Consider the following 11,267-nt stretch of genomic DNA (forward strand, 5'->3'; position numbering starts at 1 on the left):
GGCCTTCATCCACCTTCCTGTTCCGATCAAGGAAATCGATATGAAGACTTTGATTCACGCAGCACTCTTCTCGCTTCTCAGCTTCAGCGCCCTCCCCGCACTGGCGCAGGCCACCCCGATCAATATCAACGAAGCGTCGGCAGAAGAATTGGCTACCCTCCCCGGCATCGGCGAAGTCAAGGCACAAGCCATCGTCGATGACCGGGAGGCCAACGGCGATTACAAGAGCCTCGAGGACCTGACTCGCGTCGACGGCATCGGTGAGACAACCGTCAGCAATCTGGCCGAAGAAGCGACGCTGTAATCGTCTCCGGGGTCGCCGACGGCCCCGGAACGTCAATACTTGTAATCCTGTCGATCGTCTCCATCTTGGCTGAACAGGCAGCGTCAACGACGGAGACACCATGCCCCTGCTATTCCTACTGGCGCTTTTCGCTATTGCGGATTTCGCCTTGCTGTTCACCCTTGGCGCCAAGATCGGTCTGCTGGCAAGTCTGGCATGGATCATCGTGAGTGCCGCTTTCGGTATTCATCTCATTCGCCGCGAGAGCCTGCTTACGCTTCAGAGAGCTCGTGAGCGCATGGCCGCGGGCCAGATTCCCTCTGACGAACTGATGGCCGGCGCCTCGTTCCTGCTCGCCGGCATCCTGTTGATAGCGCCCGGTTTTCTTTCGGACATCGTGGGCCTACTATGCCTGCTCCCCGGCAGCAGCCAGTTGATGCGCCGGTGGTCCGGGCGCGGCACGCGACATGCTGGCGGGAGCGGACAGGACATTCCCGGCGACTGGGACGTTGGTCGGCGCAGATCCGAGAGCGCTTCCCACGATGACCAAGCTCGACACGGGAGCACGCCGATCGAAGGGGAGTATCTGGGCAAGGATCGCTGATCCGATCGTCTGCCACACAGACGACACCAGGCGAGAAAATTTTTGGCCCGCCCCTTGAAACCGACCGGCAAGGCCCAATCAAGGCAACAGCGATAGCTTTAGGCCATCAGGCCCATTAACCGGAAGGCTAAGCCTTCACCCCTTGAGCCTCGCTCATGTGGGAACGTGCATTTGCAACATGCAACCATCAGGAGAACGTGAGCAATGAAAATCCGTCCCTTGCACGATCGCGTCATCGTACGTCGCAAAGAAGAAGAGCAGAAAACTGCTGGCGGCATCGTGCTTCCGGGCAGTGCCCAGGAAAAGCCGACCCGCGGTGAGGTCCTGGCCGTGGGCAACGGTCGCATCCTCGAAAGCGGCGAAGTCCGCGCACTGGACGTCAAAGTTGGCGATACCGTGATTTTCAAGGAAGGTTTCGGCGTCGAGAAGCAGAAGGTCGACGGTGAAGAAGTCCTGATCATGAGCGAAAGCGACATTCTGGCCGTCGTCGAAGGCTAATCGTCGCATCGCTCGACGCTTCATTACGATTTCACGTATTACATTAGGAAGATCGAACAATGGCAGCTAAACAAGTCAAGTTCTCTGATGATGCTCGCAAGCGCATGGCGCGTGGCGTCAACGTTCTCGCTGATGCCGTCAAGGCCACGCTGGGCCCGAAAGGCCGCAATGTCGTTCTGGAAAAATCCTTCGGCTCACCGACCGTGACCAAGGACGGCGTTTCTGTCGCCAAGGAAATCGAACTGAAGGACAAGTTCGAAAACATGGGCGCACAGATGGTCAAGGAAGTCGCTTCCAAGACCTCCGACGCTGCCGGTGATGGCACCACCACCGCAACCGTCCTGGCACAGGCCATCGTCAACGAAGGCCTGAAGGGCGTTGCTGCCGGCATGAACCCGATGGATCTGAAGCGCGGCATCGACAAGGCTGTCGTCGAGGCCGTCAAGCACATCCAGTCGCTCTCCGTACCGTGCACCGACTCCAAGGCTATCGCTCAGGTCGGCACGATCTCCGCCAACGGTGATGCTCGCATCGGCGAGATCATCGCGGAAGCGATGGAAAAAGTCGGCAAGGAAGGCGTCATCACCGTCGACGAAGGTCGCGGCTTCGAAGACGAGCTGGAAGTCGTCGAAGGCATGCAGTTCGATCGCGGCTACCTGTCTCCCTACTTCGTGACCAACCAGGACACGATGGCGGTCGAGCTCGAAGATCCGTACCTGCTGCTGGTCGACAAGAAGGTTTCCAACATTCGCGAGCTGCTGCCGGTTCTGGAAGCCGTCGCGAAGGCAGGCAAGCCGCTGGCCATCATCGCTGAAGATATCGAAGGCGAAGCGCTGGCAACACTGGTCGTCAACAACATGCGCGGCATCGTCAAGGTCGCTGCGGCCAAGGCGCCTGGCTTCGGCGATCGTCGCAAGGCCATGCTGCAGGACATCGCCATCCTGACCGGTGGCACCGTGATTTCCGAAGAAGTCGGTCTGAGCCTCGAGCAGGCCAACCTCGACCACCTGGGCAGCGCCAAGCGCATCACCATGTCCAAGGAAAACACCACCATCATCGATGGTGCTGGCGTCGAGTCCGACATCGAAGCCCGTGTCGCCCAGATTCGTGCCCAGATCGAAGAAACCTCTTCCGATTACGATCGCGAAAAGCTGCAAGAGCGTGTTGCCAAGCTGGCAGGCGGCGTTGCGGTCATCCGCGTGGGTGCGGCGACCGAATTCGAGATGAAAGAGAAGAAGGCTCGCGTCGAAGACGCGCTGCACTCGACTCGCGCCGCTGTCGAAGAAGGTGTCGTGCCTGGTGGCGGTACCGCCATGGTTCGCGTCCTGACGCTGATCCAGGGCCTGACCGGCGACAACGAAGACCAGACTCATGGTATCGCCATTGCACTGCGCGCCATGGAAGCGCCGCTGCGCCAGATCGTGACCAACGCTGGCGAAGAAGCTTCTGTCGTCGTCAACCGCGTCAAGGATGGCGAAGGCAACTTCGGCTATAACGCGCAGACTGGCGAATACGGCGACCTGTTCGAAATGGGCGTTCTCGATCCGGCCAAGGTCACGCGTACCGCACTGCAGTCCGCAGCTTCCGTTGCCGGCCTGATGATCACCACCGAAGCCATGGTGGCCGAAGATCCGGAAGATGCACCGGCAGGCGGCGCACCGGACATGGGCGGTATGGGTGGCATGGGCGGCATGATGTAAATCATCGCCCCGCCATCACCTGATTTTTCAGACTATCGAAAGGTTCAGGTATCATGGAAAGCCCCGCCATTGGCGGGGCTTTTTTGTTTTCGAGCCAAGCGTCAAGCGTTCGGGGCTATGTCGTTACGCCTTGGTCATCACGCCTTGCCTTATTCTTTTGCCTGCAGGAGTTTTTCGCGCATGCTGAATCGCATTCGCATCGTTCTCGTCCAGACCTATCATCCTGGCAATATCGGTGCCAGCGCGCGCGCCATGAAGACCATGGGTTTGAGCGATCTGGTACTGGTCGCACCACGCCAGTTTCCCGATGAGGAGGCCACTCGTCTCGCTGCTGGCGCCACCGACCTCCTCGACGACTGTCGTGTCGTCGATTCTCTCTCCGAGGCCATCGGTGATTGCGTTCAGGTAATCGGCGCCAGCGCCCGCCTGCGCAGCCTGCCACTGCCTTGCTATCACGCCCCGAATCGAATGGCCGCCGAACTCTGGCAGCGATTGCCGGAAGGGCCGGTTGCCATCGTTTTCGGCCGCGAGCGCTACGGACTGACCAACGAGGAAATCAGCCACTGCACCCACCAGTTGAACATTCCTGCCAACCCGGACTATGGCGTGCTCAATCTCTCCCAGGCTGTGCAGATCGTCGCCTACGAAACGTTCCGACAGTCTCGAACCGAGGAAGCAGCCCAGCAACCCCACAGAGCCAATGGCCCCTACCCGACGGTGGAACAGCTGGAATACTTCTACGATCACCTTCATCGCGCCCTGGATAGCGCCGGATTTCTGACGCAGCCTCACGCCAAGACCGAAGCGCATCTACGCGCCCTGTTCGCTCGCGCCGAACCCAGCCGCAAGGAGCTATCGATTCTCCGCGGGGTACTCAATGCCCTGGAGAGCCGCAACCCATCCGAATGAAGCCCGGCGACAAAGGTCTTCGGCTACTATCACGACGAGTGCTCGGTAGGTATCTGTATCGGAAGCGCTGAAGGCTTTCTATAAGAAAGCTTTCTATAAGAAGACTCTCTGTAAAACTATAAAAGCAGCGCTCCATAAAAACAGCGCCTTATACAAAAAGCGCCCATAAAAAAACAGCGCCCGGAGGCGCTGTTTTTCATGGGAGAGAACGGATTCGGAGAATCAATCCTGACCCATCTGCTGCTTGATCAGATCACCGATGGTAGTCGGGCCGTTCGGCTCGGCTTCCTGATCCCGCTTGCCGCCAGTGCTGCGACGCGGCTCGACCTGATCCTTCGCCTTGATGGACAGGTTGATGACGCGGCTCTTGCGATCGACGTTGACGATCTTGGCTTCGACGCTGTCGCCTTCGTTCAGCACGTTGCGAGCGTCTTCGACGCGGTCAGCGCTGATCTCGGAAGCCTTGAGCACGGCCACGACGTCAGTCGCCAGCTCGACATGAGCTTCCTTGGCGTCGACTTCGACGATACGGCCCGTGACGATGGAGCCCTTGTCGTTGACGGCCAGGAACTCGGAGACCGGATCGGACTCGAGCTGCTTGATGCCCAGCGAGATGCGCTCGCGCTCCGGATCGATCGAGAGGATGACTGCTTCCGCCTCGTCGCCCTTCTTGAACTGGCGAACAGCTTCTTCGCCGGTCTCGCTCCAGGAGATGTCGGAGAGGTGAACCAGGCCGTCGATGCCGCCTTCCAGACCGATGAAGATACCGAAGTCGGTGATCGACTTGATGGTACCGGCAACGCGGTCGCCCTTGTTGTAACGAGCGCTGAAGTCTTCCCACGGGTTGGTGGTGCACTGCTTGATACCCAGGGAAATACGGCGGCGCTCTTCGTCGATGTCCAGAACCATGACTTCGACTTCGTCACCGACCTGAACCACCTTGGACGGATGGATGTTCTTGTTGGTCCAGTCCATTTCGGAAACGTGAACCAGACCTTCGACACCCTCTTCCAGCTCGGCAAAGCAGCCGTAGTCGGTCAGATTGGTGACGCGGGCGTTGACTTTCATGCCTTCCGGATAGCGGTCGACGATGTTGACCCACGGATCTTCGCCCAGCTGCTTCAGACCCAGCGATACGCGGTTGCGCTCGCGGTCGAACTTCAGCACCTTGACATTGATCTCGTCGCCAACGGCCACGATTTCGCTCGGATGCTTGATACGCTTCCAGGCCATGTCGGTGATGTGCAGCAGGCCGTCGACGCCACCGAGATCCACGAACGCGCCGTAGTCGGTCAGGTTCTTGACGATACCGTTGATCTGCTGGCCTTCCTGCAGGGTGGCGAGCAGCGCTTCACGCTCGGCACTGTTCTCGGCTTCGAGAACGGCACGGCGGGAAACGACGACGTTGTTGCGCTTCGGATCGAGCTTGATGACCTTGAAGTCCAGCTCTTTGTGCTCCAGGTGCGCGGTATCGCGGACCGGACGCACGTCGACCAGCGAGCCCGGCAGGAAGGCACGGATGGAGGCGACATCGACGGTGAAACCGCCTTTGACCTTACCGTTGATCACGCCCTTGACGATCTCGTCCTTCTCGAAGGCCGCTTCCAGTTCCTTCCACGCTTCGGCACGCTTGGCCTTCTCGCGTGACAGGCGGGTCTCGCCGAAGCCATCTTCCACGGCTTCCAGCGCGACCTTGACTTCATCACCGATCGCGATGGTCATCTCGCCATTGTCGTCGCGGAACTGCGCGACGGGGATCTGTCCTTCGGACTTCAACCCGGCGTTGACGGTGATCCAGTCGCCTTCGATGTCAACCACGGTTGCCATGACGATGGCACCGGGTTCCATGTTGATGTCCTGGAGAGACTGTTCAAACAACTCAGCAAAGCTTTCGCTCATGTGATTCCTACGTGATCAACGTTGATGACGGTCATACCGTCTTCCTCCGTACCACCAGCGAGCACGGGCCTTATCGACATATCCCTGGGGATGTTGGCGCTGGTTCGACCTGCAACGACTTGTCAGTCGGATCATTGCACGTCATGACATCTTGCCAGGGTCCCCGGTAGCGGAAGTGCGTCGTCGGCTTTTGCCACGAACCGGCAGTCAGACCAGAAAAGGCGCTAGACCAGGTTTCGTTCGGCGAGCAGCGTCTCGATACGCTCCACGACTTCCGGTATATCCAGCTGCGTCGTGTCCAGCTCTACCGCATCTGCGGCGGGTTTGAGCGGGGCCACGGCGCGCTGCATGTCACGCGCATCGCGCGCTTTGATTTCTTCCAAAAGGGTCGAGAGTCTAGCATCTTCACCCGCCTGCTGCAATTGCAGCAGGCGCCGCCTGGCACGCTCTTCGGCGGAGGCAGTGAGATAGATCTTGAGCGGCGCATCGGGAAAGACCACCGTCCCCATATCGCGGCCATCGGCCACCAGGCCCGGTGCCTGATGAAAATCGCGCTGACGCTGCAGCAACGCATCACGCACCGGTGGTAGCGCCGCGACCTGGGAGGCGGCGTTGCCGACTCCCTCGCTGCGAATCGCCGTGGTCACGTCGTCGCCTTCCAGCAGGATCTGCATCGCGCCATTCTCGACCGCGAACACTACATCGAGATTCTGGGCCTGCTCGGAGAGCGCCTGCGCATCATCGACAGCGATCCCATGGCGCAATGCCGACAGCGCCGTCAAACGATAGAGCGCCCCGCTGTCCAGTAGATGCCATCCCATGTGCTCGGCGATCATCCGGCTGATCGTGCCCTTCCCGGCACCCCCCGGACCGTCGATGGTCAGAACCGGTGCCAGCTGGGTCATGTCGATGCCTCCGTCAGTTCCAGCCCCACCTTGTTGGCCAGCGCGACGAAACCCGGGAAGGATGTCGCTACGTTGGCACAATCATCGATCACTACCGGCTCGCTGGCGCGCAATGCGGCAACGGCGAAAGCCATGGCGATACGGTGATCGCCCAGGCTATCCACCTGTCCGCCACCGTAGCTGGCACCATCGCCAGCCCGGCCGACGACATCGATGCCGTCTTCGTAGACCGTCGTCTCGACGCCGAGAATGGTAAGTCCATCGGCCATCGCCTGGATCCGGTCGGACTCCTTGACGCGAAGCTCTTCGGCGCCGCGCAGCCGCGTCGTGCCCTCGGCATTGGCTGCGGCGACGAACAGCGCCGGAAATTCGTCGATCGCCAGCGGCACCTGATCGACGGGAATATCGATACCCTTCAGCGGTGCATAGCGGATATGCAGGTCGGCGACCGGCTCGCCACCGACCTCGCGCGGATTCTCCAGCCGCAGATCGGCACCCATCGCCTTGAGAATGTTGATGACGCCGATACGCGTCGGATTGACCCCGACATGCTCGAGCACGAGATCCGACCCTGGCGTAATGGCCGCCGCCACCAGGAAGAAAGTGGCGGAAGAGATGTCCGACGGCACATCGATGGGCGCACTGGTCAGTTCGCCTCCACCCTGCAGCGTCGCCAGATCGCCGTCGCGGACGACCTTGTAGCCGAAGCCGTTGAGCATGCGTTCGGTATGGTCACGCGTCGGCGCCGGCTCGCGCACGCGCGTTTCACCTTCGGCATAGAGACCCGCCAGCAGCAGGCAGGATTTGACCTGGGCGCTGGCCATCGGCATGTCGTAGTGAATGCCTTTCAATGGCTGACCGCCATGGATCTTCAACGGCGGGCGGCCACCTTCGGCGGTATCGATCTTCGCGCCCATCAGGCGCAGCGGATCGGCCACCCGCGCCATCGGTCGCTTGGTCAACGAGGCATCGCCGGTCAGCTCGGTATCGAAGGCCTGGCCCGCCAGGAGACCGGCAAACAGACGCATGGCAGTGCCCGAATTGCCCACGTAGATCGGCCCCGCCGGCTTTTTCAGTCCGTGCAGGCCCACGCCATGGATCGTCACTCTGCCCTGGTGCGGGCCCTCGATGGCGACCCCCATGTCACGGAAGGCTTGCAGCGTTGCCAGGCTATCCTCGCCCTCGAGAAAGCCCTTGACCTCGGTGACACCACTGGCCAGTGCGCCGAGCATGATCGAGCGGTGAGAGATAGACTTGTCGCCGGGAACGCGAATCCGGCCACTGACCGAACCGCCGGGCGACACCCGGTACTGAACCTGTCGTGCTTCCATGGTCTGATAACTCGTCTGATTCAACAGCGTTTCAAAATAGTGTCTGGCGTGACTGGCACGGTCGAACGTACCCAGCATGGCGTCGCTGTCGCCCTGCTCTATCGCCGTTCGCAGCCGGGCGAGACCGGCTTCGAAATCATCCAGCGCCGCCAGCAACGCGCCGCGATTGGCAGTGAAGATATCGCGCCACATGACCGGGTCACTGCCGGCGATTCGGGTAAAGTCGCGAAACCCGCCGGCGGCATAGCGAAAGATCTCCAGACGTTCGTCCTGCCGTGCCAGCGTATCGACCAGCGAAAACGCCAGCAGGTGCGGCAGGTGGCTGGTCCTCGCCAGAACCTGATCGTGGCGATCCACCGGCATTTCCAGCACGTCGGCTCCGCAGCGTTGCCATAGCGCACGCACCGCAGCGACAGCGGCCGGTGCCGTGTCAGCCTCCGGGGTCAGGATGACCTTGTGATGACGATAGAGCGCCGGATTGGCCGCAGCCACGCCACTTTTCTCGGAGCCGGCGATGGGATGGCCAGGAACGAAATTGGTCGGCAGATGGCCGAAGGCTTCCCGTGCGGCATCGCAGACGCGACGCTTGGTACTGCCGACATCGGTCAGGATCTGCTCGTCGATCAACGGCGACAGCTGCGCGAAGACCTGTTTCATGGCCAGCACCGGCACCGCCAGCACGATGATGTCGCTCCGAGCGACCAGCGGCGCCAGTTCGCCACCGCCCTCGTCGATCACGCCCAGCTCGAGTCCGGTCGCGATCTCGTCCCGATCCCGGTCACAAGCCAGGATGCGCCCGGTATAGCCGTTGGCCTTGAGCGCCGCGGCCAGCGAACCTCCGATCATGCCCAGCCCCACGATCAGCAGCGTCGCCTCTCCTGTTGGCGTATCTCCGGCCCGCACCTTACAGCACACCTACCGGGTAGGAGCCCAGCACTTTCATGTCCTGGGCACAGTTGCGCACTTCATCCAGCACACGGGCGATCTCGGGCTGGTCGACATGTCCCTTGAAGTCGATGAAGAACACGTAGTTCCAGGCCCCGGTACGGGACGGACGCGTTTCCAGCCGCGTCATGTCGACACGGTGGCGATGGAACGGCTCGAGCAGATCGTGCAGCGCGCCCGGCTCGTTACGCATGGCGACCACGATGGAAGTCTTGTCGGTGCCGGATGGCGGGACCAACTCATTGCCGATGATCAAAAACCGCGTGGAGTTGTCCGGCCGATCCTCGATCTTCTCGGCGACGTGGTCGAGCCCGTAGAGCTGGGCGGCCATATCGCCCGCGATGGCGGCGCTGTGCCATTCGGTCTTGACCAGCCGCGCGGCCTCCGCGTTGGAGGATACCGCCACACGCTCGGCGTGCGGATAGTGCGCGTCCAGCCACTTGCGACACTGGGCGAAGGATTGCGGATGCGAGTAGATGCGCGAAATCTTGTCCTGGCGCGTGACGCTCGACATCAGCAGGTGATGATGAATACGCAGCACCACCTCGCCGCTGATATGCAGGCCGGAATCCATGAACGAATCCAGCGTGTTGTTGACCACGCCCTCGGTGGAGTTCTCCACCGGCACCACGCCGTAGTTGACCGCGCCCGCCTCGACCTCGCGGAACACTTCGTCGATCGCGGCCATCGGCAGGCTGATCGCACTGTGCCCGAAATGCTTGAGCGCTGCCTGCTGGGTAAAGGTCCCCTCCGGGCCGAGATAAGCCACCTTGATCGGCTTTTCCAGCGCCAGACAGGCCGACATGATCTCGCGGAACAGGCGCGCCATTTCCTCGCTGTGCAGCGGCCCGGGGTTGTTTTCCATCACCCGGCGCAGAACCTGGGCCTCGCGTTCCGGGCGATAGAACACGGCGTTCGGATCATCCGCCGTCTTGACGTGGGCGACCTGCTGGGCGCAATCGGCGCGCTCGCTGATCAGCCGCAGCAGTTCGCTGTCGATGGTGTCGATACGTTGCCGCAGGGCTGCAAGGTCCAGCGGCGAATTCGAGGAGTCACTCATGACCATATCCTGAAGGAGGTGGGTGACGCCCCGCTTAACCGCGGCGGCGCTCGAAATCCCGCATGAACGTGGTCAGCGCCTGCACGTCGGCTTCGCTGACCGCATTGTAGAGGCTCGCACGCATGCCGCCGACGCTGCGGTGCCCCTTGAGGTTCAGCAACCCTTCCGACTCGGCCTCGCTGAGAAAGACCGAATTCAGCGACTCGTCCGCCAGCGTGAACGGCACGTTCATGATCGAGCGGTTGGTCGGGTCGATCGGGTTGGCATAGAAGTCGCTGTCATCGATCGTCGAATAGAGCGCCTCGCATTTGCGACGGTTGATCGCCTCCATCTCGGCCAGGCCACCGATATCCTGCTTGAGCCATTGAAATACCAGGCCGGCCAGATACCAGGCGTAGGTGGGCGGCGTATTGATCATCGAGTCGTTGTCGGCGTAGACCTTCCACCCCAGCAGCGACGGCGTCTGCGGCAGAGCGCGCTCGAGCAGGTCGTCGCGAACGATGACCACGGTGATACCGGCAGGGCCGATGTTCTTCTGCGCCCCGGCATAGATGACGCCATAGCGACTCACGTCCAGCGGCGCCGACAGGATCGACGACGACATGTCGCACACCAGCGGTACGGAGACTTCCGGCGTGTAATCGTACGCCAGTCCGCCGATGGTCTCGTTATGGCAGTAGTGCAGATAGGCGGCATCGTTCGAGAGCGCAATCTCGTCGGGGCGCGGCACATGCACGTAACCGTTGCCGCGTGTCGATCCGGCGATATGGGAGGCGGCGAGATGATCCGCTTCCTTGATCGCCTTGGTCGACCAGATGCCGGTATCCAGATAGTTGGGCGTACCGCCCTGCCCCAGCAGATTGAGCGGCACGCAGGCGAACTGCATGGTGGCGCCGCCCTGCATGAACAGCACGCGGTAGTTGTCAGGAATCGCCAGCAGATCGCGCAGGTCCTGCTCGGCCTGAGCGGCGATTGCTTCGAACGTCGGGCTGCGATGGCTCATCTCCATCACCGACAGCCCCTGGCCCCGGTAGTCGAGCAACTCTTCGCGAGCGCGTTCCAGAACGGCGGTCGGCATCGCCGCCGGGCCAGCACAGAAATTATGCAGACGTGTCATCGTCAAGGTTTCCCGA

10 protein-coding genes are annotated in these 11,267 nt (G+C 61.3%); 5 read left to right on the forward strand and 5 right to left on the reverse strand.

Annotated elements, in window-relative coordinates; translation table 11 throughout:
• Nucleotides 1–40 precede the first annotated feature (40 nt).
• The 5 genes from DOM32_RS12940 to DOM32_RS12960 all read left to right on the forward strand — a co-directional run bounded on the left by DOM32_RS12940 (nt 41) and on the right by DOM32_RS12960 (nt 3,994).
• Entirely contained in the window at nt 41–304 is a 264-nt protein-coding gene (locus DOM32_RS12940; protein ID WP_110635132.1) for a ComEA family DNA-binding protein, read from the forward strand.
• Nucleotides 305–404: 100 nt separating this feature from the next.
• Complete coding sequence (locus DOM32_RS12945) at nt 405–887, forward strand: FxsA family protein (RefSeq protein ID WP_110635134.1); 483 nt, start codon at nt 405–407, stop codon at nt 885–887.
• Nucleotides 888–1,091: 204 nt separating this feature from the next.
• Nucleotides 1,092–1,385 carry a co-chaperone GroES gene (locus DOM32_RS12950; protein ID WP_071232843.1) on the forward strand — a complete coding sequence of 98 codons (294 nt, stop codon included), beginning with the start codon at nt 1,092–1,094 and terminating at the stop codon, nt 1,383–1,385.
• 59 nt (nt 1,386–1,444) lie between these two features.
• Complete coding sequence (gene groL, locus DOM32_RS12955; RefSeq protein ID WP_071232844.1) at nt 1,445–3,085, forward strand: chaperonin GroEL; 1,641 nt, start codon at nt 1,445–1,447, stop codon at nt 3,083–3,085.
• A 180-nt stretch (nt 3,086–3,265) separates the two neighbouring features.
• Nucleotides 3,266–3,994 carry an RNA methyltransferase gene (locus DOM32_RS12960; protein WP_110635137.1) on the forward strand — a complete coding sequence of 243 codons (729 nt, stop codon included), beginning with the start codon at nt 3,266–3,268 and terminating at the stop codon, nt 3,992–3,994.
• A gap of 222 nt (nt 3,995–4,216) precedes the next feature.
• On the opposite strand, the gene rpsA is transcribed toward DOM32_RS12960, so the two are convergent.
• The 5 genes from rpsA to serC form a co-directional block, all read right to left on the reverse strand.
• Nucleotides 4,217–5,893 carry a 30S ribosomal protein S1 gene (gene rpsA / locus DOM32_RS12965; RefSeq protein ID WP_071232846.1) on the reverse strand — a complete coding sequence of 559 codons (1,677 nt, stop codon included), beginning with the start codon at nt 5,891–5,893 and terminating at the stop codon, nt 4,217–4,219.
• Between the two features lie 224 nt (nt 5,894–6,117).
• Nucleotides 6,118–6,798 (reverse strand): (d)CMP kinase, encoded by a 681-nt coding sequence (gene cmk, locus DOM32_RS12970; protein ID WP_110635139.1) that lies wholly within the window; start codon nt 6,796–6,798, stop codon nt 6,118–6,120.
• Entirely contained in the window at nt 6,795–8,975 is a 2,181-nt protein-coding gene (locus tag DOM32_RS12975; RefSeq protein ID WP_110635142.1) for a bifunctional prephenate dehydrogenase/3-phosphoshikimate 1-carboxyvinyltransferase, read from the reverse strand. The genes cmk and DOM32_RS12975 overlap by 4 nt, the downstream gene beginning before the upstream one ends.
• 58 nt (nt 8,976–9,033) lie before the next feature.
• On the reverse strand, nt 9,034–10,134 hold the full coding sequence (gene pheA / locus DOM32_RS12980; RefSeq protein ID WP_110635145.1) for a prephenate dehydratase: 1,101 nt from the start codon (nt 10,132–10,134) through the stop codon (nt 9,034–9,036).
• 34 nt (nt 10,135–10,168) lie between these two features.
• A complete protein-coding gene (gene serC, locus DOM32_RS12985) occupies nt 10,169–11,251 on the reverse strand; it encodes a 3-phosphoserine/phosphohydroxythreonine transaminase (RefSeq protein WP_071232850.1) in 1,083 nt (360 codons plus the stop codon).
• Nucleotides 11,252–11,267: the final 16 nt, after the last annotated feature.

Source organism: Salinicola salarius (assembly GCF_003206135.1).
Lineage (GTDB): Bacteria > Pseudomonadota > Gammaproteobacteria > Pseudomonadales > Halomonadaceae > Salinicola > Salinicola salarius.

Coding starts and splice junctions, on each gene's coding strand:
- DOM32_RS12940 (WP_110635132.1), top strand. CDS start 41: ATGAAGACTTTGATTCACGCAGCACTCTTCTCGCTTCTCAGCTTCAGC.
- DOM32_RS12945 (WP_110635134.1), top strand. CDS start 405: ATGCCCCTGCTATTCCTACTGGCGCTTTTCGCTATTGCGGATTTCGCC.
- DOM32_RS12950 (WP_071232843.1), top strand. CDS start 1,092: ATGAAAATCCGTCCCTTGCACGATCGCGTCATCGTACGTCGCAAAGAA.
- groL (WP_071232844.1), top strand. CDS start 1,445: ATGGCAGCTAAACAAGTCAAGTTCTCTGATGATGCTCGCAAGCGCATG.
- DOM32_RS12960 (WP_110635137.1), top strand. CDS start 3,266: ATGCTGAATCGCATTCGCATCGTTCTCGTCCAGACCTATCATCCTGGC.
- rpsA (WP_071232846.1), bottom strand. CDS start 5,893: ATGAGCGAAAGCTTTGCTGAGTTGTTTGAACAGTCTCTCCAGGACATC.
- cmk (WP_110635139.1), bottom strand. CDS start 6,798: ATGACCCAGCTGGCACCGGTTCTGACCATCGACGGTCCGGGGGGTGCC.
- DOM32_RS12975 (WP_110635142.1), bottom strand. CDS start 8,975: ATGATCGGAGGTTCGCTGGCCGCGGCGCTCAAGGCCAACGGCTATACC.
- pheA (WP_110635145.1), bottom strand. CDS start 10,134: ATGAGTGACTCCTCGAATTCGCCGCTGGACCTTGCAGCCCTGCGGCAA.
- serC (WP_071232850.1), bottom strand. CDS start 11,251: ATGACACGTCTGCATAATTTCTGTGCTGGCCCGGCGGCGATGCCGACC.